The organism is Nostoc sp. FACHB-152, assembly GCF_014697475.1.
Lineage (GTDB): Bacteria > Cyanobacteriota > Cyanobacteriia > Cyanobacteriales > Nostocaceae > Nostoc_B.
Window position 1 is genome coordinate 112,230 of record NZ_JACJRV010000010.1, and the last position, 21,502, is coordinate 133,731.

The following is a 21,502-nucleotide window of genomic DNA, read 5'->3' on the forward strand; positions in this document are numbered from 1 at the left end:
GGCGCGGTTTTCCAGCATAGATGATAGAGAGTTTGTTTGATAGCAGAAGGCAGGAGGGAAAGTATCATTATTCCTGGTAGTCTGGCAAGGCAACTTTGCAAAGTCATGGGAAGAAAATAAAGTTCTTTCCCCCCTGCTCCCCCGCTCCCCTGCTCCCTTCCCAATCGCAATTTTAGGTTGTCAGACTATTAGAGATGGGGTGTTTTCATTATGTTGTTGGCTTCGAGAAAAATCTGGCAATAAGATACAAATTTTACTATGCATATATTAAATTTTCTGTCAATATTAACAGTTAATTTCCTTGACTCCATCCGGCAATAAAGCCCCCAATTTTGTTTGGGGGCTTTATATCAGGGCTGTGGTAGAAGCATCGCCTATGAGATTGCCGAGAATGACACTGAGGCTGGATACAAGGGTCATCAATTACGATGATTATTGCTGTAGCGAACCCGCGTACCTGCCCAGAGTAACTTCTCGCGCAGCGTTTGATAATAAGAATTGTTCTCTCGTAAAACAATAAATTTAGCTCGACAATCAGCCATCCGCACATCAACACGATGTCCAGGCCAAATTGAAGTAGATAACACGCCATCCATCCACAATTTAGTGCTTAAATCATAATCGCCCAACGGCCAGATGCTCACGACAGAACCCGGAGGTAAGACCAAAGGACGACTAGAAAGACTCATGGGACAAATAGGCGTGATGGTAATTGCCTCCATACCATCGTGCATGATGGGGCCATTTGCCGAAACTGTATAACCAGTGGAACCTGTGGGAGTAGAAATAATCAACCCGTCTCCGACATATTGATCGACTACCTCACCATCAATTTCCATTTCTAAAATTGAGGTGATCATGCGATCGGCAGAAGCGGGTTTGACACAAAATTCATTCAACGAAAGGTAGCGTTCGGTGACTGGTTCCAAGTTTGTGTGATGTCCCTCATACACTGCCGCTTGTAGCATCATCCGCCGTTGAATAGCATAACGATCCTCAAACAGCCGATCCCAAACTTTTTCCGTATCTTGAAATTCATCTACAGACTCGGTTAAAAAGCCCAGATGACCGCCCACATTCACACCAAGAACAGGGATACCAGCTGGGGCTAAATGTCTGGCAGCAGTTAAAACTGTGCCATCACCACCGAGTACTAAAGCCAGATCTATTGGTTGGCCAGCCGAAGCCAAAAAGACCGGGTAAGGGTTATCTTTTGGCCCGCTAGGCCCCACTAATACTTGGCAATCGCGGTTTTCTAGTTGCTTGGCACAAATTTCAGCCCAGCGTTTACTTTGAGAATCTCGCGCTTTATAAGCAATGATTACCTGCTTGAGTTGCACGCCAAATTACCACTTCAGGAGATTAAACTGCTCCATGTCAACGGTGTCACGGTTACGATAAATCGCCAATACGATCGCCAAACCCACCGCCGCTTCAGCAGCAGCCACAGTAATCACAAACACGGTGAAAACCTGGCCTTTAATTAATGTTGAGTCAAGGAAGTTGGAAAATGCCATTAAATTCAAATTAACAGCATTCAGCAGCAACTCAATCGACATCAGCACGCGCACAGCATTACGGCTGGTAATTAAACCGTAAATACCAATACAAAACAAAGCGGCTGCCAGTAATAAAAAGTACTGAAGTTGCATGAATCTTAGTGTTCCTTCTGAAATATGCTAACTGTTGACCTGCTAATTAATTCGCAAATGTTACTCTTGTGGTTTCTGACCTGCTGATACCAACTCTCTGGGGCGTTCAGGCAAGGTCAAAACGGTTTGGGACAAATCTGAAGAAGGTTCGGGTAAATATTCACGACGTGCCAGAATAATTGCGCCTACCATTGCCATCAGTAACAGAATCGAAGCTAATTCAAAAGGTAATAAAAAGTCGCTGAAGAAATGCTCACCAATTAAGATGATAGAACTTTCACCACTCACAGGAGTCGTTGAGTATGCCCAAGGTGTTGCCAAAACCATTGCACTCAACAGTCCAAATAATCCCACACTAACTACGGCTGTGAGTACTTTTCGCACTCCCGCACTGGGATATGGAGTAAAGTCCTGGCGTTTGTTTACCAACATGATGGCAAACAAAATTAACACGTTAACCGCCCCAACATAAATCAGCACTTGGGCTGCTGCTACAAAATCTGCATTTAGTAACAAGTACAATCCTGCAATGCTGATAAATACGCCTCCCAGCATAAAGGCAGAATAGACAATGCTAGAAGACAGCACTACACTCAGTGCTGCTCCAATCATCATCACAGCTAATATGCCAAACGAAACAATCTGTACACCTTCCGCTAGATTCACTTTTTTGTCCTCGGTCAATGGTCAATGGTCAATAATGGTCAATGGTCAATGTCAATGGTCAAAGTAGTACAGACAATTGACTCTGGACTTTTGACTATTGACTAATCTTATTTTTCCACTAAGTCTTCGGGTCGTGCGCCAGCACGGGGTGCATCTGCGGGTAAATCGTGAGGGTCAAGTACGCCCTTAGGTAGGTATACTAATTCCCGTAATGGTGTAACCATTGGGTCATCAGTAACTTTGTAAGGCAGACGACCTAGAGCTACGCTGTCAAAGTTTAAGTCATGGCGATCGTAGGTGGAAAGTTCGTATTCTTCTGTCATGGCTAGACAGTTTGTTGGGCAGAATTCCACACAATTACCACAGAAGATACAAACCCCAAAGTCGATGCTGTAGTGTTTGAGCTTTTTCTTTTTGCTGCCTTTGTCAAATTCCCAATCTACTACGGGTAAGTTGATGGGACATACACGCACACAGACTTCGCAGGCGATGCACTTATCAAACTCATAGTGAATCCTACCGCGAAACCGTTCGCTGGGGATTAGTTTCTCATAAGGGTACTGTACGGTAACTGGTCGCCGCCGCATATGGTCGAAGGTGACAGATAGACCTTGACCGATATAACGACCAGCTTGTACTGCTTCTTTAGCGTAATCGCCAACTTGCTTGAGGAACTTTAGCATTGTGTTTCACTCTCTCTTTAATTTGCTATTAGCCAATTGTCAAAAGTCCATAGTCAAAAGCAATTGACAATTGACTCTTGACTTTTGACTTTTGACTATCCACCAAAGGCGACAGGAAAGGCTAATTTCAGGGCGGCGGTTAATAAGAGATTAACCAAGCCAACCGGTAACAAAAACTTCCATCCTAAATCTAGCAATTGGTCAATGCGTACCCGTGGTACTGTCCAGCGCAACAGGATGGCAATAAATATTAGGAAGTAGGCTTTGAGTACGGTCATGGTAATACCCAAAGAAGCTGTGATTACTTGTAATACAGGGTTAGCTTCACTGATACCAAGCAAACTAGCTACGGTGTTGATGGGAATGGGAAAATCCCAACCGCCTAGGTATAGAACTGCTACCAATAAAGCAGAAAGTACTAAGTTCACGTAGGAACTGAGATAGAACAGGGCAAATTTCATGCCTGCGTATTCAGTTTGATAACCTGCTACTAGTTCTTCTTCTGCTTCTGGTAAGTCGAAGGGTAAGCGTTCACATTCAGCTAAGGCCGCAATCCAAAATATGAGGAAGCCAATGGGTTGCCGCCAAATGTTCCAACCCAAGATGCCGTAACCAGATTGCTGATTAACGATATCAACTGTACTGAGGCTGTTAGACATCATAGCGATCGCCAGCACACTCAGCGCCAGTGGAATTTCATAACTAATAGATTGCGCTGCTGCTCGCAACCCTCCTAAGAGAGAGTATTTGTTATTGGATGCATAGCCAGCCATTAACAACCCAATTGGTTGAATACTAGACAAGGCAATCCACAAAAACACCCCCATACTTATGTTGGTAATGACAATATTTTGTCCAAAAGGCACAATCAAATAAGACAGAAATACTGGCAATACAACAATGATTGGGCCGAGGGTAAATAACCAGGGGTCTGATTTGGCTGGTACTATATCTTCTTTAAACACCAGCTTTAAACCATCTGCTACCGGAGCAAGTAAGCCAAAAGCACCGATAAATTCAGGGCCGATACGCTGCTGCGCTGCTGCTGAAATCTTCCGTTCCAACCACACACACACCAACACACCCACTGTTGCCCCAATGAGCATCAGGATCATTGGTAGCGGCATCCAAATTGCTTTGGCTGTGCCAGATGGTAGCCCTAAATCCATCAGGGATTTAATAAAAGTTCCTTGAAGGTCAATTCCTGAGTTCATGTTTTCGCTCGTTAAGTCAGTTGAAGTGTGAATTATGAAGTGTGAAGTATGAAGTATGAAGTATGAAGTAACCCTTTGATGGACTTTCCGTAAGGTATTTTCTACTTCAACATTCAGGCTTCAACCTTCAACCTTCAGCCTTTCTGAGATGACTCCTGATTTAAGATTTGTTGCCATATTCCCATGCCTAGTATATCCTTGCATGGTTTTCAGTCCTTGTAAGTGTACAAGAACTTCTACTTATAGGTAAGATTGATATTCACTATGGCGATTAGGTGCTGGGGATTGAGTATGCTGTTAAGCACCTAAGAGAGCAGTTTAGACCGCAGGGGAGCAGAGGAGCAGGGGAGCAAGGGAGAGGGTTTGAAGTGTTTAGCCACAGTCTCAATAGTGCAACTTGTATGCACAATAGCTTACTAAAAAACTCTTTCCTAGCCTCTAGCCCCTAGTCCCTAGCCCCTAGCGTAAGTAGGCATCAAAAAACTGCCGCTTCCATGCTGGCAACGGTTATAGGCTGCTTATAGGATTTCTGATTCCCCTGAGTAGGAGAGTTGATGCTGACTTTTAGTTGAAGAGATATCAGGTCTTAACTGTCACACTGCCAGTTAACGTTTTTCGATGGGGGTATAAGGAACGTCGTGGTGACCGTTGTATACCTGGGTAGGACGGAAAATCCGGTTTTCTGCTAGTTGTTCTTTCCAGTGCGCTAACCAACCAGCAACGCGAGCGATCGCAAATATTGGTGTAAACAAATCTGTGGGAATACCCATCTTTCTGTACACCAAACCAGAGTAAAAGTCAACATTAGGATAAATCCCTTTGTGAGCAAGTTTCTCCTCAACTACCCGTTCCATTTCTTGGGCAATGTCGTAATACTTATCTGCCCCAAACTTGGCAAATAATTGCTCTGCTAGGTCTTGTAAAATCGTGGCTCGTGGGTCTTTCACTTTGTAGACACGATGCCCAAAGCCCATCAGCTTTTGTTTGTTTTGTAGGCGTTCCTCGACGTAAGGACGGACGTTTTCTACAGAGCCGATTTCTTCCAACATTTGAATTACTTCTTCGTTGGCTCCACCGTGTAAAGGGCCGCCCAAAGTTCCTACAGCACTAGCAACTACTGCATAGGGGTCAGTCAAAGTAGAAGCTGTTACCCTAGCACTAAAAGTCGAAGCATTCATTGTATGCTCAACGTGCAGAATCAAGCAGATGTCAAAGATTTTTGCCGCCAAAGGATCTGGTTCTTTCTCGTTGAGCATATAGAGAAAATTGGCGGAATAATCTAGATCATCACGAGGCTTCACAGGGTCGTTACCCTTACGCATTAACTGGAATGCTGCCACCATTGTGGGGATAGTTGCTATTAAGCGCACAACTGAATCCCGAATGTAAGCAGGATTATGCAAATCTCGCAGGGAGTAAAACAAGCCTAAAGCCGCAGCAGAGGCTTGCAGAGCATCCATTGGGTGACCGCTTTCGGGGAAGCATTTCATCATGTCCCGAATGCGGTATTTAATCCGCCTGTGGTGGCGAACTTCATGCTCAAATGCTTCCAGTTCTTCTTTACTTGGCAATTCACCCCAGATTAAGAGATAAGCAGTTTCCAAAAAGGTACTTTTTGCTGCTAATTCCTCAATCCGGATGCCACGATATTCTAGTATTCCCTTTTGCCCATCTACGTAGCTAATACTCGATTGAGCGGCGGGAATGCCTTCTAAACCAGGCTTGTATTCGCACACCATCATGGCAACACCATTTACTTTGTGAAATATCCAATCACGCTAACTTACCAGAAATTATTTTCACCATAACAGTAGCCTTTCTCACAACAATTCTTCGAGAAGAGTTGAAAAACTGTTATAGCAAGTACTTGGGTGGTGTCAACCAGAACATCTGACTCCGACCCAAAAAAGATCCTGCTTCTGGTAGTTTTACTCCGATCATACCTGCTTTTTTCAGGACGAAGCAGCCTTTCACCTCTCCCCAAAGGAGAATTTCTGCCCAACTACTCAAATCAGGTTCATGGCCGACTAAGGCAAGCTGGGTATTTTGGGAATAATTTTTTGGTTCTAACCAGTAACTCAACCAATTAGAAAGATGCCCCCCTGGGGCGAGGTGAGTAGACTCTTCCAACTGCGAACCCAGTCCGGTGGCGACGAGAATTTCTGCTGTTTGGCGTGCGCGTACCAAAGGACTAGTGACAATCAAATCAAACTGCAAACCCAGCTTGAGGAGACGCTGGGCGACTTTCTCAGTTTTTTGCCGCCCTTCTTTGGTGAGGTGTCGCTCTTCATCTTTAATGCCCGCTTGCCGCTCTTGGGCAATGCCATGCCGAATGAGATACAGTTCCACAATGATAGCCTTAAGTGCTGAGATAGGAGTTACGCCTGATGTTAATTAACATATCCTAATTATTCTCGAATACTATGTACCTAAGTGGTGCTGTTAGGTAGATTTGCACGCGATCGCTTGACATCAACGCCAGCCATAAAATAAGGGAGCCGTATCACAGCGATCGCTTCACATAACACTAGTCAACTACAATATATATAAGACTGTGTTACGAATTGTATAGTTAGGGATTGGCTGTCATGGCTCCCGCCGTTTTAATTCAAAATCTGCAAAAACGCTACGGTACTGTTGAAGCTGTCAAAGACGTTTCTTTTGAAGTAGAACCAGGAGAAATCTTTGGTTTACTAGGCCCCAACGGTGCAGGTAAAACCACTACCCTACGTTCTTTGTGTACGCTCACTACTCCAGATGCAGGCAAAATTGAAGTATCTGGCGTTTCTGTGTTAGATAACCCCAGACTAGCCAGACAAAAACTCGGTTATGTAGCACAGGAAGTCGCCATCGATAAAGTGCTGACTGGAAAAGAACTGCTGCAATTGCAAGCCGCACTTTATCATATCCCTGGCGCAGTGGCGAAACAGCGAATTGAGAAAGTTTTAGATTTACTTGGTTTGCAAGAATACGCAAATAAAAAGACAGGAACTTATTCTGGTGGTTTACGCAAACGCCTCGACTTAGCGGCTGGACTACTCCATGCACCCGATGTGTTGGTATTAGACGAACCAACAGTTGGACTTGACATCGAAAGCCGTTTTGTCGTGTGGGATTTCCTGCGGAAGTTGCGAGCATCAGGAACTACAGTATTAATTACCAGCCATTATTTAGAAGAGATTGACGCACTAGCAGATCGCGTGGCTATTATTGACCGTGGCATTGTCATTGCCACAGGTACACCTTCCCAATTAAAAGATAGGGTAGGAGGCGATCGCATTACCTTACGCATTCGGGAATTTTCCCCCGTTGAAGAAGCCGAAAAAGCCAAAAACCTCTTACAAGCTTTGCCTTTTGTCCAAGAAATCATCATCAACAGCGCGCAAGGTAATTCCCTCAACTTGGTAGTCACTGCCCAAAATGATGCCTTAATTACCATCCAGCAAGCACTCAATAACGCTAGCTTACCAATATTCGGCATCGCCCAGTCTCGCCCTAGCCTTGATGATGTCTACCTCGCCGCTACTGGACGCACATTAATGGATGCCGAATTAGCCGCCGTTGCTAACCGCGATCCCAAAGCCGAAAAGAAGCAAAATATGAGATAGATCTGCTTTGCAGAGTCAATAGTCCAAAGTCCAAAGTCAAGAGTCAATAATCCAGAGTAAAAACCTTAAGACCATTGACCAATGACCGTTAACTATTGACCATTGACCATTGACTAATAACTAATGACAAAATCCTATGAGTGTTACTCCTAAAACTGATATCAACTGGCAGCAAATAGCTTCACCGCAAGCTGTTGATGCTGCACCTAACTTTTTTGGTGATTTGGTACAAGAGACGCTGGCTTTAACTCGTCGCTTGTTTATTCAACTCCAACGCCGCCCCTCAACTCTATTGGCGGGAATTGTTCAGCCTGTGATGTGGTTAGTACTATTTGGTGCTTTATTCCAAAACGCACCTAAGGGCTTATTTGGTAGTACGACAAATTACGGACAATTTTTAGCTGCTGGCGTAATTGTTTTTACAGCTTTTGCTGGAGCATTAAATGCCGGATTGCCTGTGATGTTTGACCGTGAGTTCGGCTTTTTGAATCGTTTGTTAGTCGCGCCTCTAGCATCACGGTTTTCGATTGTCTTTGCTTCAGCCATCTTTATTATTAGTCAAAGCTTGTTGCAAGCAGGCGTAATTGTAGGTGCAGCAGCATTGTTAGGTGCTGGGCTACCGGATGCAGCAGGGTTAGGTGCGATCGCCCTCATAGTTTTCCTTTTAGCTTTGGGTGTCACTGCAATTTCCCTTGGTTTAGCTTTTGCCTTACCTGGTCACATTGAATTAATCGCAGTCATTTTTGTTACTAACCTACCTTTACTATTTGCCAGCACTGCTTTAGCACCTTTATCTTTCATGCCCAAGTGGTTACAAGTTGTTGCCACCCTCAACCCTCTCAGCTACGCCATTGAGCCTATTCGCTACCTTTATCTTCATAACGAGTGGGGACTAGGTAGTGTAGTTATGCAAGCACCTTGGGGTGATATTACCTTTGGCAGTGCTTTATTAATTTTGTTTGGCTTTGCTGTTGTCGCCTTACTAAGTATTCAACCCCAATTACGCCGAACCCTTGCTTAAGATGGAAGCATGGTTTTGTTGGAGTGTATTAAAGAAGAATCTCATGCATAAATCATTTTTTTCAGTTAAAAGCTTCTGTGTGGCAGCATTGGCAGGAATTAGCTTTGCCTCCTTCCTCACAGCACAACCGAGTTTAGCCCAACTAAATACAGTTGAAGCTTATCCTGGTGATAATTCCCAAGATGATAGCAATCCATTTTCTCCTAGTTCAGGTAACTTAAATCCCCTTGACCTGATTCATCGCGCACAATTTGGTAATCTCAACTGGGATGCTCAACAAAAAGATGAAGAACTAAATTCAGCAGTAGCCGAGTTAAACAAAAAACGCGCCAGGCTGAATCAAAACACAAACAATATACCTGGTAATGCTTCTGGACAGGCGGTTCCTGGTTTACCAACAATCACATCTCCAAGTGTGATTTCTCCTGTGCAAATTGTCCCATCACAAAACTGAATTACATTCAAAAACCTCACCTAGCCTGTAAATCCTGAAAAGGAAATAAAGACAAAGGTGAGGTCAAATGGATTTAATCTAAATCCTAAAATTATTTGTTGACAGCAATTATAGACCCAGGGCTGCTAAAACATCGCTGGCGTGGGTAGCTGTATTCACGCTGGCATCAACATGAGTGATTTTGCCGTTAGGATCAATAACGTAAGTAACACGTTTGGCATAACCACCACCATCAACGTCATAAGCTGTGATTAGCTCTTTTTTAGTGTCAGCCAAGAGAGGAAAGTTCAAATTGTATTTTTGAGTGAATGCTTGATGGGACGCTTCATCATCAGCACTAACACCCAAAACAACTACATCTTTGCCTTGATAATCATTTTGAGCATCGCGGAAGCTACACGCTTGTTTGGTGCAGCCTGGAGTGTCATCTTTGGGATAAAAATACAAAACAACTGTCTTACCTGCAAAATCAGACAATGACACAGTGTTGCCGTTAGTATCTTTGACGGTAAATGCAGGTGCATCCGTACCAACTGCTAGAGGCATAATGAACCTTTCCTGTTTGGTGTTTGTTGATGACTTTGAAATTTTACAATAATTTACAATAATTAAATAAGTTAACTGAAAAACAGCTTCAATTATTTTGTTCTAGCGATTTCTACTCAAGAGTAAGTAGCTAGTACAGTAAAATACTATATTTTTAAATTAATCTTTATCCAAATAAAAACACATACACAAATGGCTAACCTTGATTCTCAAACCGCGAAAACCTTCACTTACACGTCTAGCACAGTAGCTAGGGCAGAGCGATCGCTTTTTTGTTCACCTTTTACTATTGGTTTATTTATAGCCATGCGTCAGCAGAGTGTAGCATTAAATGCGATCGCTCTAGAAAATGGTGTCAAACACGGCTATACACAGCGTCCCTTATCAGAACTGACCTGTTATAACACCTTAGACTGGTTAATCCAAGTAGGTGTACTACGGCGAGAAGTCGATGGACAGGGAATTACCGATAGTTTTCGCCTCACCCCTTTAGGTCATCAACTCATAGAAAAGTATCAGGGTAAAAATTGGCCTGCCCCTTCCTGGCAGGATTATCTATACAATGCTGGCATTCGTTGGTTCAGACTGCCTTTTTAGAATTAGAAATCTTAAAGTTAATATTTAGGTTACAAAAGGGAACAATATATCTACGGAAGCATCAAATCCAATATAAATTCTTCATCAACATCTGAGGAACTTTCCGAAGTTTTGATGAGAGTTATTTAAGTAACATAGAGCAGTAGCTTAGGTATGAATATTTTTCTACCTAGAGCTTTGTAAGCTTCTTAGCGTATAACTGTTGATGAGCGGATTGCAATATCATCCGTTGAGATTAAATATTTCACCCTCTTATTAAGATATTAAGTATGAAAGCAATTATGGTAGTGGGTACAACATCCCACGCGGGGAAATCACTGTTAACTACTGCTATTTGCCGTTTGTTGTCGCGGCGTGGTTGGCGAGTGGCTCCCTTTAAAGGTCAAAATATGGCTTTAAATGCTTATGTCACCGCTAATGGGGGAGAAATTGGTTATGCACAGGCGGTACAAGCTTGGGCTTCCGGGGTGGTTCCTTGGGTAGAAATGAATCCAATTTTACTTAAACCCCAAGGCGATATGACCTCTCAGGTAATTGTTAAAGGTAGACCTGTAGGTAAAGTTAAAGCAGCAGATTATTACGAGCAATTTTTTGATATTGGTTGGCGGGCGATAGAAGAATCTCTACAACATCTATCCACAGAATTTGACATACTCGTTTGCGAAGGTGCAGGAAGTCCGGCAGAAATTAACCTTAAGCACCGTGACTTGACCAATATGCGGATAGCAAAATATTTAAATGCACCCACAATCTTGGTAGTTGATATTGACCGTGGTGGTGCTTTTGCCCATGTGGTAGGTACTTTAGAGTTACTTGATCAAGATGAACGAGATTTAATTAAAGGTATAGTTATTAACAAATTCCGAGGGCAGCGATCGCTCTTAGATTCAGGCATCCAATGGTTAGAAGAACGCACGAAAAAGCCTGTGATTGGTGTTCTGCCTTATTTCCAAGAACTATTCCCCGCCGAAGACTCGCTCGATTTACTAGATCGAAAATCGCATAAAGCTCAAGCTGACCTAAATATAGTTGTCATCCGCTTACCGAGAATTGCCAACTTTACTGACTTTGACCCGTTAGAATCAGAGTCCACAGTTTCAGTGAGATACCTCAGTCCCAAACAAGATTTAGGTCATCCAGATGCGGTAATTATTCCTGGTACAAAAACCACAATTGCTGACCTAATCTTATTGCAGAAAAGCGGCATGGCAGAAGCTATTCAAAATTACGCCGCCTCTGGTGGTACAGTTTTAGGTATTTGCGGCGGCTACCAAATGCTAGGACAAATCATTGCCGACCCCGAAGGGATAGAAGGTCAAGCAGGCAGATTTCAAGGTTTGAATTTATTACCTATTAGAACAGTAATTACAGGGCAAAAAATTGCTCGTCAGCGTCAAGTTAGCTCAAACTATCCCCAAATGGGCTTACCAGTCATGGGGTTTGAAATCCACCAAGGGCGATCGCGCATTGAACAAACAGGAGATGGTCAAGCGTATCAACCCTTATTTGATGATGTTAATTTAGGATTAGTAGATAAATGTCAGTCAGTTTGGGGAACTTATCTGCACGGACTGTTTGACAACGGGCCTTGGCGACGTGCTTGGTTAAATCGCCTGCGTCAACAGCGAGGTTTAAAATCCTTGCCCACAGGTGTAGCCAACTACCGAGAACAGCGAGAGCAAATCTTAGATACGCTGGCGGCTGAAGTAGATCGTCATTTAGACTTAACACCCTTTTTGTCATAGTTAGCCGAAAATTTCATGAGTGTTAGCGTTCGATTTTTGCCAGATGATGTCACAGTGAATGCCGAAGTGGGAGAAGCACTTTTAGATGTAGCAGAACGTGCTGGAGTGTTTATTCCCACTGGCTGTCTCATGGGTTCATGTCACGCTTGTACCGTAGAACTTGAAGATGGTGATGTCATCCGTGCTTGTATTTCAGCAGTACCAGCAACAAATGAGGAGTTGACAATACATTTGTTTAGCGACCCAACTTGGTAGTTTTCGCACTTCCAGACAAGTAAACTCAATTACCAAATAATAATTCAGTGGTCACAAGAGGATGATTGCTTCTTGGTAGGGTTTCCTGATTTTACCGGACAGCGTTGGCGGACTCATGGTGATACTTACGAGTTAGCTGTAGCCAATGGAATTGAAGCACTAGAATCTTTGATGATTGCTTATGAAGCTGCGGGTGATCCGCTTCCACAACCAACAGTTTTTAACGCTGCATAATTTGAATTTGCTAATAATATTGTAGAAAAGCTCAGAAATTATATAAATATTCACAACCCCTGTAGAGACGTAGCATTGCTACGTCTCTTTCAAACCTGTTCCTTGTTAGCTGTTGCCTGTTGCCTGCTTAAAGCATATTGCCTAAATCTTTCCAAGTCAGCTTGAATAGTTGACTCTACTGCCCGTCCTAGAAACAAGTTGTCCATAATTTTGCCAATGATGCCGGGGATAGCGTAGGACACAGATAGCTTGACGATACTACTATTGTGGCGATCATAGAAACGAATTGCTCCCTGGTTGGGTAAACCATCAATTGATTTCCATTGAATAATTTGGTTGGGAATAACTTTGAGAATCTGGGATTTCCAAGTAAATTCCAAACCGCCAGTATTGAGTTTCCAAATAGATATATCTGGATTGTCGGGTGGTATTTTCACCGAATCAATCCATTTCATCCACCGGGGCATTTGCTCTAAATCAGCCCAAAGACTCCACACCAAATCAATGGGAGCCTCGACTTCTACCTGTACGCTATGCTCTAGCCAATTTGACATTCGATATTTTTCCTCTGGGGTTCGCTACTGCTTGATAGTCTCTAAAATCACTTTTGCTGCCTGTCTTCCAGAAATTGTCGCTCCTTCCATACTATCGATATAATCTTGCTGGGTATAGCTCCCTGCTAGGAAGAAATTCGGTACTGGAGTCTTTTGATTAGGGCGATATAAGTCCATTCCTGGGGCTTCTCGATAGAGAGACTGGGCAAGTTTGACGACACCATACCAAGTCATGTTGAGTTCGCGTGATGATGGGAAAAGTTCATGCACTTGCTTGAGAACGTGTTGGGCGATCGCTTCGTTACTTTCTTTAATAAATGGATCGCCTGGTGTTAGCACCAATTGCAGCAATGAACCTTGTCCTGGGCGATAGTAATCACTGGGACTAGTTAACGCCAAATCAGCAAAACAAGAAAAGTCTGCATCAGCAGTATACAGCAAGTTATCTATCCCTACGGCATGGTTGAGTTGTTTGCGTTTCTGTGCATCTTGCAGTTCTGTCACCCAACCATCAAAGCGTAACTGTACTGTAGCGACTGGCACTGCCTCTAATTTGTAAATATTGTCAAATTCTGACCACTTCCGCCAATCTTGCGGTAATATGCGCTGAATTCCCGGAATGTCACAAGCACAGACATAGGCATCAGCTGTAATAGTTTCTGTGGTATCACCTTGCGCTACGACTATGCCAGTGACACGGGTTTGCTCACCTTCTTCGGCAAACTGAATTTCTCGCACTTGCCGACGGGTGTAAATTTTCGTGCCTCTGGCTTCTAAATATTCGACGATGGGTTTATGTAAGTAGCCATCAGGAGAACCTTCCAGCATCCGCAATACAGAAGCTTCGCTCCTAACTGCGAAAAACTGGAAGATGGTCAACATACAACGGGCAGAAATATTTTCGCAGTCAATAAATCCTAAAGCGTAAGCGATGGGGTTCCACATCCGTTTGATGCTACCTTCACTACCACCGTGACTGCGGAACCAATCAGCAAAGCTAATTTTATCTAGGTTGCGGATGGTTTTCATCGCCCCGTCGAAGTCTACCAATCCCCTTACTATTGGGCTGGTTCCTAAGGCGATCGCATTTTGTAATTTATCTTGTAAAGATAATTGGGAAGTAGTAAAGAATGCTTTTAACCCATTAAAAGGCGCACCAGTGAAAAAGCGAAAATCTAAAGCACCAATGCGTCCGCCTTTATTAATAAAAGTATGAGTATGTTCTTTGAGGCGTAAATGTGACAACGCCCCGACTTTTTCCATTAAGTCAAACAGTTGGTAGTAGCAGCCAAAAAAGACGTGCAATCCCATTTCTATATGATTGCCATCGCCATCAATCCAACTGCCAACTTTACCACCAACAAACGGACGGGACTCAAAAATCTGGACTTCACAGCCAGCATCGGCTAAATCTACAGCGGTTGCTAGCCCAGCCAATCCCGCACCTACGATTGCAACGCGCATTCCGTCCTACCTCTTCAGTTTCTTTACAAATTGTAACTGGGTTGGGGTCGGAATTTGCGAGTGACATTAAGCCTATTCGCAATGTCTAGCATTCGCTGAGTGAGAAATGATTATTTGTCAGAATTTTCTCAGGAGTCCACCAGTATGTAGATGCACGTGGGTTTCAACCCACTGGTAATAAAATTGCTTTTATTACTTTATTTAGTCCTGAGTACTAAATTTACATTTGAAAAACTTTGTGTTGGGATACACAAAATTTAGTAAAGGTGGACTCAAAAAAGCATGATAGGTACTTTTTAGGAAAAACAGCGAACATCTACGACGCTGTAAAAGCAATTCCATATTTTCCCTATCTATTTGCTTCTTTGTTTTCCTCAGATATCGGTAACCCGCGAATCAGTTCACGAATTACATCTGTTGCTGGTCTACCTGTCTGCTGACAATATTTTTCTAGCTTCTCTGCTTCCTGTGTTGCTAAATTCACAGTAATACGTTTAACGGCCCATTTTTTATTAGTCATTATCATGCTATCTGCTGTATATTAACACCATCAAAACAATAAAAAACTCCAGGCGGGGAGGAATAAGATTATCAGAGTTTGTGTCACGAAACAAGCAATGCTGTAGACACAAAAATTCATCAATTGGACAAACTATTCATTCTTTTCCAATAAGATATAAGAATGGAATTACTATTGTGACAGTAAAAGTCATCAGTGTACATTCATTACTTGTGACGGTTTCATCAATAATGATCTCAAGAAAACGTGACAATCAAATTCGCTCAACTTGTTTGAGATATCTAAGGTTGGCTCAATTAAGAGTGCAAAGTTTTTGAACAAAAGCATTTTTGCTTCTATGTTGTATAACATTAGTCATATTTCTAGAGAGATAATCATATTTAATAACTCAGCCTCTGCCAAGTTAGATAGTTATATAGGTATGGATGTTGGGTGGTTAACTACCTCATAATACGCACCTATAAGTGATCGCTCTCATGGGAATAATGATTTTGCTATTATTAAGTTACTTTCATTTTTGATACTAATTAGGTTAGACATACCACAAATTTAGACTCAGTTTGTAAGTAACTGCTGGGTAATTCTAGACCTTAAATGGAGTAGCTTATACTTCCTTGTAACTAATACTAAAAGTAGTGGCTTCACCATTTAAGGTAGTTAACTAATCATCCTGAAAGCCTCTAATATTTCTTAGGACACTATTTTGTTCCTGCTGTTACACACTATTTCTAGCTTGGTAATTTATCTGCTTGTTTAGTTTAATTAATAAATACTTACTATGTAATGTATCTATTAGATGATTTTCGCTAGTGCTAAGAACAAGTTTGATTTCCTTGGACAAAAATAGCAACAAATTTTTTTTAGTCTACCTCCAGCCCAATCGTAAAAATTATTTATAACTCAAATACTGGATAAGTTATTATTTGCTTGATTTTCATCTGTAAGGCTATTATAACCCTGATATTAGAGGTTTAAAAAATCTTTATTAAATGGCTAATTACGTTATTTTTTAACTTTATAAAAAAAATACAAAGCTAGTGAGACAAAGTTAAAAGTTTGATTAAATTGATAGATACATAAGAGTATTTATAAACAAATAAACATACTTAAGTAATAGTCAGTTATTATTGTAAGGATATAGTTAAGAAAAAAGCTCAATTCAATTTCTATTTGCTGATGTAATATACTTAGCTAGCTACTAGCAAGCTAAGGAATATCTATGCTTTATGAAAAATAGATAAAGTAATTTAGTTAGAACAGCGATCGCATTGTTAGTTGTGAAAATAAGTAATTAATAATTGCAAAAAATGCCCTAATTGTGGCTAACCACAATTAACTAAACATTTAGAAGAGTCTATAAGCTGTTTATCTGTAAGCAAAACTCTTAAACTTCAAGGGATGACAAGTTTTTTTGTCCTCAGCGTAACTCCTATCCGCGTCGGAGAGGGGCTTAAATATTCTTAATTAACAAGTGTTTTTAAGTATCTCCTTTGAGGTGTGGAGAGGGGTTATTTGAATCTGTCGAATTCAAGTTAAACTCAATCGCAGAGTTAGCCTTTACTCAACAAATGATGAATTTATAGCAGTAGCCGGATAGATTAGGAGAAGGTCTAATCATCAAATAAGAACACAAAAAGAATTTCCAGGCTTTTGCTTGCTATAACTCTCTCTTGAATGCAGAAATAAAATGAACAGCCTATTGCTTAATGAGTCTAAGCGATTAAACACCTAAGGGAGCAGGGGATAAGGTTTGAGTCTTTTATTCACAATTTGAATAGTGCAACTTGTAGGCGCAATAGCTTATAAACCCGAATATGGGTACAGTAACAAAAAGGCTACGTCTAAGCTTTACTCCACTCAGCCTTACTACGCTACTAAGTTTTATCGCATTTAGATTTGGGGCATAAGTTGAAGAGTCCCAAGTCCTAAATCTTTAGGTGAAAGAGAACGCGCTTCAAACAAAGCCACCATGTCTCGCAATTGGGGATTTCCACGGGCAGATCCCGTCAGTCCTTTGGCAATGATTAACCCACAGTAGCCTTTGGTATTTTTACACCGTTGATTCCATTTTCTTCGTGCTTCTACATGGATGGGGTCGTTATCTAAAAATTCGCCGAACAGGAACAATTCACCATTTTGAGTTTGTAATAAACCTAAATCGTAGCGATCGCCATCGAAAGGATCGGCACCTGGATTAAAACAAATTGCTTGCAGTCCACCAGCAGCTTCTATACTTTCAATTACAGTCTTAGCTTTGGGACGGGAAGTTTGAATCAAAATTACAGGTAATCCATCGCCTACCTGTTCTATTTCTCCTGATGGATGATAATTTACGCCTTTACGCAGGTATTCCAACATTTCCCAAGATACTACTCCCAAGCTCAGAAAAGAATCTTCGGGAATTAGATCATCTCTCAAAGAACGGAAGATTGGTAAATCTGGTATTTCCATTTCCGATTCTGAGTCATCAAAACCTGCCATTTCTTCTAATTCAGTTGCCAATTGCGGCAGAGAAGACACAGTTACCGATATTGATTTTGTTGCTGCATCTGATTCGGGCAGAGAAATGCGATAGCGTCGGCTCAGTTCGGGGAAAGAATGATCCCGTAACTGCCGACGGTGGTCACGAATAAACCGGCAAAGGCTTTCTAAGGCAACATAAATTACTAGTGCCTCTTCTTCATATAAAACAGACCTCAGTCCTTCAAGAGGGTGAATATTGCCAAAAGTCGGTTCAACTTCTGAGAACTCTACTTCTGCAAAATCATCATCTTCAGCATCTGGACGCTCAAAGGTAAGAAATAGGCAATCTTGCTTGAGAAAGGCTTCTTCTAAATGCCCTTGTGATTCATCAGCTTGTAAAACTGCGGCACGGAAATGCTTGAGGGAATCTTCTGAGCGATAAAACAAAATTCCGTATTCCATGCCCAACATTCCCATGACTGAGGCGTAGAGTGTACCGACATCCCACTTGTTAATTTCTATTGATAAGATTTGCTGTTCTTCTAAAAATTCCCAGGGGGCTGCTTGCCAAATAGCGAATGCTTTTTCTTGCAAAGCTTGGGCATACTGTGGCGGTAAATCTGGGCTTTGGTTATCAATAATTTCTGCAAACCCGCGAAATAATTCATCAATTAAAGGCAATTCTGGCGTGTAGTCGATGACAATATCCAAATCTTGCAATACGCCACGCAGGTAAAATTGAATTTCTCGGTCTCTGACAACAATTTTATGAGGCCTAGCAGGTTTAGCAGGACTATGAGGATGCTCCATTGCCCGCATTAAAGTGCGAACAATGGCTTCGGGGCCGGTTTCGGGAGGTACTACATCCATCCCTCTGACAATACCTTGCGAACCATCAACCCAAAGAATACAATCACCATTAGTCGATGAGTCTAAATGCTGGATCGGTGATGACAATGGACGGCGATCGCCCTCCCATACAGAAGGAATTTGAGATAATTTCTTCAACCGACGACTGGTAGAGCGATTAAAACTTGTCATAGAGTCAGTTAATCAAAGGAAGCAAATTGGAAGTCAACTGTTGGGGATGGCTAGCTGGGGATGAAATTTTCCTAGCTGCATACACCTGAAGAGGAATTGCGACTCAGGCTGCCACAAGGCTTAAATTTTATAGATACCGAATCTTTAAATACACCGAGTCTCTCAATTCTAGAATAAAAAGCTTTGGCTACTTTTGACGGAGTGTTTACAATTGGCAATTTGCGGCCGCAATGTCGCTAGAATATATACAAAAATTACTAATTAAGCCAGCAGCAATCACAAGATTCTATAAGGTTACTGGTTATTCAAGGAGTTAACAAAAGATGACACAAGCAACGCAGCCTCAACAACGCGGCATTCTGTTAAGCGAAACAGCTTTGCGCCAAGTTAAGCTCCTGCAAGAAAAGCAAGGCCAAGACTTGTGCTTGCGGGTAGGAGTGCGCCAAGGCGGATGTTCTGGAATGTCTTACATGATGGATTTTGAGGACACTAGCAAGATCACCCCTAATGATGAAGTTTTTGACTATGAGGGCTTCCAAATTGTTTGCGATCGCAAAAGCTTACTCTACCTGTATGGTTTAATGCTTGATTATAGCGATGCCATGATTGGCGGCGGTTTTCAGTTCACTAACCCTAACGCTAACCAAACCTGTGGTTGCGGTAAGTCATTTGGTGTGTAGTAAGATTATCCTGTCTTACAAAGTTCTGAGCGGAGAAAGCCTCCGTTCAGCCTTTGTCATTTGTCCTTTGTTATTTGTATTTACTAATGACTAATGACTAATGACTAATGACCAATGACCAATGACTAATGACTAATGACTAACACCGTTGAATCCCTGTTTGATACAGGTTTGGAACGCTATAAAGCTGGTGAAGCAGTGGATTCTTTAATCCCTGTGTTTAAAGAGGTGTGCGATCGCGCTCCGAAAACTGCTGCGGCTTGGATTTGTTTAGCATGGTTGTATTTGCTAGATAACAAGCCTAACTTAGCCTATAAAGCTGCACAAAAAGCAGTAAAGATCAGCCCGCAAGACCCACAAGCTAGAGTGAATATTACTTTAGCTATGTTAGAAACTGGTCAAAAAGGGTTGCGCCAACATATTGATGCTGTACAACAGTTATTCTTGGTGAATCCAGAATGGCGCGATGAAATCAGAGACAGTATTGAAGACGGTCTGACCAGAAAACCAGATTGGCAAAGTCTACAAAAAGTGAAAAAGTGGTTGTTTGAAGATTAGAGACTAGGGGCTAGAGGTTAGAGGTTAGAGGTTAGTTTAAAACTTATCTTACTAAGACCTACAATCATATTAGTCTTAGCCCCTACTCCCTACTCCCTATTCCCCATTCCCTACTCTACAGATGAAAGATAAATTTTTGAGTTGGCTCAACTTGATTTTGGTAGCCGATGTATTTTTGGTTTTATTGGGATTTGGCTGGTTTGCGATCGCTGTTTTGGGTGAAGCCACAGGAGTCAACTTAGGCCTTGATTTGTGGCACAAACTTTGGCAACCAGTATTTAACCCAGCTATTGGCATCCTCATGGGAGGTGCTATTCTCAGTGGGATTGTCAGTTGGGTTTCTCGAAAATTTCAGGCTGATTAATTATTGTTAAGAGTCAATAGTTCAAAGTTTTTTAACCTTGACCAAGTGCCGTTGGGGCGGTGTGTGGGGTGTAGGCTAAGAGATAGCATCGAACCACCCTTGGGATACAAGCCCCGTCTTTTTAAGACGATTGTATTGGTGGGGGTTCCAAGCCTTCTCCAATAACGTCTTCCCTACACCCTGTTCTTGACCATTGACTTTTACTTTAAAATCTGCTTTAAAGCTGGTTGCAAATTAGGATACTGAAACTGAAAACCAGAATCTAAAGTACGTTTAGGTAAAACTTGCTGACCTTGTAAAACAACAATCGCTCCGTCTCCTAAAAGTGCTTCAATTGCAAAAGCCGGAACAGGCAACCATGAGGGACGATGCAATACTTGTCCTAAAGTGTGGCTGAGATCGTTCATGCGGACTGGATTTGGAGCAGTGGCATTGTATACTCCTTCCATGTCTGACTTATTTAAAGCTTGCAAAATCAGATTTACTAAGTCGTCAATATGAATCCAAGAAAACCATTGACGACCACTGCCAATTGGCCCACCAGCAAACAGTTGAAAAGGTGGAATCATTTTTGCTAAAGCTCCACCATTGCCGAGAACAATACCAAAACGAAGAATTACCAGCCGCACACCAGCATCTTTAACTTTTGTTGCTTCTGCTTCCCAGGTTTGGCAGACTTGGGCAAGAAAATCATTACCAGAGACACTAGCTTCATCAAAGGTAGCGGTTTCACTTGTGCCATAGTAACCAATTGCCGATGTATTTACTAACACTCTGGGTTTGGGATTAGCTTTAGCTATGGCTTCAACTATTTTCTGCGTACCTAACTGACGACTATTCAGAATTTCTTGCTTGCGTTCTGGTGTCCAGCGTCCTTCACCAATTGGTTCTCCGGCAAGATTAACTACAGCTTCGCAACCGGCAATTTTATCTTGCCAAGTGCCAGATTTATTTGGTGTATAAGCAGTAATTTCTACATTAGGAAAATTTTCTCGCGGAAAAACCTTTTGAGCAAAGCTAGGGTTACGAGTTAACACCAACACTTGCTCACCTTGTTTGTGAAGTCTTTCTACCAAAGAATGACCAACTAATCCTGTTGCTCCAGTAATTGCTACTTTCATAATCCACCTCCACCAAAGACTTATTGTAAAGTTTTTTGGCGATTAGCGATTAACCTATAGAT

23 protein-coding genes are annotated in these 21,502 nt (G+C 42.0%); 10 read left to right on the top strand and 13 right to left on the bottom strand.

Features of this window, described 5'->3' with window-relative positions; genetic code table 11:
- Positions 1–419: 419 nt before the first annotated feature.
- The 7 genes from H6G76_RS11385 to sixA form a co-directional block, all read right to left on the bottom strand.
- On the bottom strand, positions 420–1,340 hold the full coding sequence (locus H6G76_RS11385; protein ID WP_190699905.1) for an NAD(+) kinase: 921 nt from the start codon (positions 1,338–1,340) through the stop codon (positions 420–422).
- 6 nt (positions 1,341–1,346) lie between these two features.
- Complete coding sequence (gene nuoK / locus H6G76_RS11390) at positions 1,347–1,652, bottom strand: NADH-quinone oxidoreductase subunit NuoK (RefSeq protein ID WP_006199065.1); 306 nt, start codon at positions 1,650–1,652, stop codon at positions 1,347–1,349.
- 60 nt (positions 1,653–1,712) lie between these two features.
- A complete protein-coding gene (locus tag H6G76_RS11395; RefSeq protein ID WP_190700052.1) occupies positions 1,713–2,318 on the bottom strand; it encodes an NADH-quinone oxidoreductase subunit J in 606 nt (201 codons plus the stop codon).
- A 107-nt stretch (positions 2,319–2,425) separates the two neighbouring features.
- Positions 2,426–3,001, bottom strand: coding sequence for an NAD(P)H-quinone oxidoreductase subunit I (gene ndhI, locus H6G76_RS11400; protein WP_190699908.1), 576 nt, complete (start codon positions 2,999–3,001; stop codon positions 2,426–2,428).
- Positions 3,002–3,096: 95 nt separating this feature from the next.
- Complete coding sequence (gene nuoH, locus H6G76_RS11405) at positions 3,097–4,215, bottom strand: NADH-quinone oxidoreductase subunit NuoH (RefSeq protein WP_190699911.1); 1,119 nt, start codon at positions 4,213–4,215, stop codon at positions 3,097–3,099.
- 605 nt (positions 4,216–4,820) lie between these two features.
- The gene (locus H6G76_RS11410; RefSeq protein ID WP_190699915.1) at positions 4,821–5,957 is read right to left on the bottom strand and encodes a citrate synthase; all 1,137 of its coding nucleotides are present in this window, start codon (positions 5,955–5,957) and stop codon (positions 4,821–4,823) included.
- Positions 5,958–6,069: 112 nt separating this feature from the next.
- Entirely contained in the window at positions 6,070–6,564 is a 495-nt protein-coding gene (gene sixA / locus H6G76_RS11415; protein ID WP_190699918.1) for a phosphohistidine phosphatase SixA, read from the bottom strand.
- Positions 6,565–6,803: 239 nt separating this feature from the next.
- Between sixA and H6G76_RS11420 the strand changes: the two genes are divergently transcribed.
- From H6G76_RS11420 to H6G76_RS11430, 3 genes are all read left to right on the top strand, one after another.
- On the top strand, positions 6,804–7,823 hold the full coding sequence (locus H6G76_RS11420; RefSeq protein WP_190699921.1) for an ABC transporter ATP-binding protein: 1,020 nt from the start codon (positions 6,804–6,806) through the stop codon (positions 7,821–7,823).
- Positions 7,824–7,959: 136 nt separating this feature from the next.
- The gene (locus H6G76_RS11425; RefSeq protein WP_190699924.1) at positions 7,960–8,844 is read left to right on the top strand and encodes an ABC transporter permease; all 885 of its coding nucleotides are present in this window, start codon (positions 7,960–7,962) and stop codon (positions 8,842–8,844) included.
- A 43-nt stretch (positions 8,845–8,887) separates the two neighbouring features.
- Entirely contained in the window at positions 8,888–9,298 is a 411-nt protein-coding gene (locus tag H6G76_RS11430; RefSeq protein WP_190699927.1) for a hypothetical protein, read from the top strand.
- A gap of 108 nt (positions 9,299–9,406) precedes the next feature.
- Here the strand turns inward: H6G76_RS11430 and H6G76_RS11435 are convergent, their stop codons facing one another.
- Complete coding sequence (locus tag H6G76_RS11435) at positions 9,407–9,844, bottom strand: peroxiredoxin (RefSeq protein ID WP_190699930.1); 438 nt, start codon at positions 9,842–9,844, stop codon at positions 9,407–9,409.
- A gap of 192 nt (positions 9,845–10,036) precedes the next feature.
- Here H6G76_RS11435 and H6G76_RS11440 point away from each other — a divergent pair, with 192 nt between their 5' ends.
- The 4 genes from H6G76_RS11440 (at position 10,037) to H6G76_RS11455 (ending at position 12,675) form a co-directional block, all read left to right on the top strand.
- Positions 10,037–10,441, top strand: coding sequence for an Npun_F0494 family protein (locus H6G76_RS11440; RefSeq protein WP_190699932.1), 405 nt, complete (start codon positions 10,037–10,039; stop codon positions 10,439–10,441).
- 269 nt (positions 10,442–10,710) lie between these two features.
- Positions 10,711–12,186: a cobyric acid synthase CobQ gene (gene cobQ / locus H6G76_RS11445; protein WP_190699935.1), complete on the top strand. Its 1,476-nt coding sequence runs from the start codon at positions 10,711–10,713 to the stop codon at positions 12,184–12,186.
- A gap of 15 nt (positions 12,187–12,201) precedes the next feature.
- A complete protein-coding gene (locus tag H6G76_RS11450) occupies positions 12,202–12,441 on the top strand; it encodes a 2Fe-2S iron-sulfur cluster-binding protein (RefSeq protein ID WP_190699937.1) in 240 nt (79 codons plus the stop codon).
- 36 nt (positions 12,442–12,477) lie between these two features.
- Positions 12,478–12,675, top strand: coding sequence for a type II toxin-antitoxin system HicB family antitoxin (locus H6G76_RS11455; RefSeq protein WP_190700055.1), 198 nt, complete (start codon positions 12,478–12,480; stop codon positions 12,673–12,675).
- A gap of 89 nt (positions 12,676–12,764) precedes the next feature.
- Here the strand turns inward: H6G76_RS11455 and H6G76_RS11460 are convergent, their stop codons facing one another.
- The 4 genes from H6G76_RS11460 to H6G76_RS11475 form a co-directional block, all read right to left on the bottom strand.
- Entirely contained in the window at positions 12,765–13,229 is a 465-nt protein-coding gene (locus H6G76_RS11460) for an SRPBCC family protein (protein WP_190699940.1), read from the bottom strand.
- A gap of 24 nt (positions 13,230–13,253) precedes the next feature.
- Positions 13,254–14,693 carry a 9,9'-di-cis-zeta-carotene desaturase gene (zds, locus tag H6G76_RS11465; protein WP_190699943.1) on the bottom strand — a complete coding sequence of 480 codons (1,440 nt, stop codon included), beginning with the start codon at positions 14,691–14,693 and terminating at the stop codon, positions 13,254–13,256.
- 349 nt (positions 14,694–15,042) lie between these two features.
- A complete protein-coding gene (locus H6G76_RS11470) occupies positions 15,043–15,219 on the bottom strand; it encodes a CopG family transcriptional regulator (RefSeq protein ID WP_190699945.1) in 177 nt (58 codons plus the stop codon).
- A 1,884-nt stretch (positions 15,220–17,103) separates the two neighbouring features.
- The gene (locus tag H6G76_RS11475; protein WP_190699947.1) at positions 17,104–18,717 is read right to left on the bottom strand and encodes a DUF6930 domain-containing protein; all 1,614 of its coding nucleotides are present in this window, start codon (positions 18,715–18,717) and stop codon (positions 17,104–17,106) included.
- A gap of 323 nt (positions 18,718–19,040) precedes the next feature.
- Here H6G76_RS11475 and H6G76_RS11480 point away from each other — a divergent pair, with 323 nt between their 5' ends.
- The 3 genes from H6G76_RS11480 to H6G76_RS11490 all read left to right on the top strand — a co-directional run bounded on the left by H6G76_RS11480 (position 19,041) and on the right by H6G76_RS11490 (position 20,319).
- Positions 19,041–19,397 (top strand): iron-sulfur cluster assembly accessory protein, encoded by a 357-nt coding sequence (locus H6G76_RS11480; protein WP_190699950.1) that lies wholly within the window; start codon positions 19,041–19,043, stop codon positions 19,395–19,397.
- Between the two features lie 135 nt (positions 19,398–19,532).
- Positions 19,533–19,955, top strand: a complete 423-nt coding sequence (locus tag H6G76_RS11485) for a hypothetical protein (RefSeq protein WP_190699954.1) — start codon at positions 19,533–19,535, stop codon at positions 19,953–19,955.
- Positions 19,956–20,076: 121 nt separating this feature from the next.
- Entirely contained in the window at positions 20,077–20,319 is a 243-nt protein-coding gene (locus tag H6G76_RS11490) for a hypothetical protein (RefSeq protein ID WP_190699956.1), read from the top strand.
- Positions 20,320–20,519: 200 nt separating this feature from the next.
- Here H6G76_RS11490 and H6G76_RS11495 read toward each other — a convergent pair whose 3' ends face one another.
- Positions 20,520–21,440, bottom strand: a complete 921-nt coding sequence (locus H6G76_RS11495) for a TIGR01777 family oxidoreductase (protein ID WP_190699959.1) — start codon at positions 21,438–21,440, stop codon at positions 20,520–20,522.
- Between the last annotated feature and the right edge of the window lie 62 nt (positions 21,441–21,502).

Bases quoted from the DNA above. Each gene is read 5' to 3' on its own strand.
- H6G76_RS11420 (WP_190699921.1), top strand. From the start codon at position 6,804: ATGGCTCCCGCCGTTTTAATTCAAAATCTGCAAAAACGCTACGGTACT.
- H6G76_RS11475 (WP_190699947.1), bottom strand. From the start codon at position 18,717: ATGACAAGTTTTAATCGCTCTACCAGTCGTCGGTTGAAGAAATTATCT.
- H6G76_RS11495 (WP_190699959.1), bottom strand. From the start codon at position 21,440: ATGAAAGTAGCAATTACTGGAGCAACAGGATTAGTTGGTCATTCTTTG.
- H6G76_RS11450 (WP_190699937.1), top strand. From the start codon at position 12,202: ATGAGTGTTAGCGTTCGATTTTTGCCAGATGATGTCACAGTGAATGCC.
- ndhI (WP_190699908.1), bottom strand. From the start codon at position 3,001: ATGCTAAAGTTCCTCAAGCAAGTTGGCGATTACGCTAAAGAAGCAGTA.
- zds (WP_190699943.1), bottom strand. From the start codon at position 14,693: ATGCGCGTTGCAATCGTAGGTGCGGGATTGGCTGGGCTAGCAACCGCT.
- H6G76_RS11410 (WP_190699915.1), bottom strand. From the start codon at position 5,957: ATGATGGTGTGCGAATACAAGCCTGGTTTAGAAGGCATTCCCGCCGCT.
- nuoH (WP_190699911.1), bottom strand. From the start codon at position 4,215: ATGAACTCAGGAATTGACCTTCAAGGAACTTTTATTAAATCCCTGATG.
- H6G76_RS11485 (WP_190699954.1), top strand. From the start codon at position 19,533: ATGACTAACACCGTTGAATCCCTGTTTGATACAGGTTTGGAACGCTAT.
- H6G76_RS11470 (WP_190699945.1), bottom strand. From the start codon at position 15,219: ATGATAATGACTAATAAAAAATGGGCCGTTAAACGTATTACTGTGAAT.
- cobQ (WP_190699935.1), top strand. From the start codon at position 10,711: ATGAAAGCAATTATGGTAGTGGGTACAACATCCCACGCGGGGAAATCA.
- H6G76_RS11435 (WP_190699930.1), bottom strand. From the start codon at position 9,844: ATGCCTCTAGCAGTTGGTACGGATGCACCTGCATTTACCGTCAAAGAT.
- H6G76_RS11425 (WP_190699924.1), top strand. From the start codon at position 7,960: ATGAGTGTTACTCCTAAAACTGATATCAACTGGCAGCAAATAGCTTCA.
- H6G76_RS11480 (WP_190699950.1), top strand. From the start codon at position 19,041: ATGACACAAGCAACGCAGCCTCAACAACGCGGCATTCTGTTAAGCGAA.
- H6G76_RS11440 (WP_190699932.1), top strand. From the start codon at position 10,037: ATGGCTAACCTTGATTCTCAAACCGCGAAAACCTTCACTTACACGTCT.
- H6G76_RS11430 (WP_190699927.1), top strand. From the start codon at position 8,888: ATGCATAAATCATTTTTTTCAGTTAAAAGCTTCTGTGTGGCAGCATTG.
- nuoK (WP_006199065.1), bottom strand. From the start codon at position 1,652: ATGCAACTTCAGTACTTTTTATTACTGGCAGCCGCTTTGTTTTGTATT.
- H6G76_RS11490 (WP_190699956.1), top strand. From the start codon at position 20,077: ATGAAAGATAAATTTTTGAGTTGGCTCAACTTGATTTTGGTAGCCGAT.
- H6G76_RS11460 (WP_190699940.1), bottom strand. From the start codon at position 13,229: ATGTCAAATTGGCTAGAGCATAGCGTACAGGTAGAAGTCGAGGCTCCC.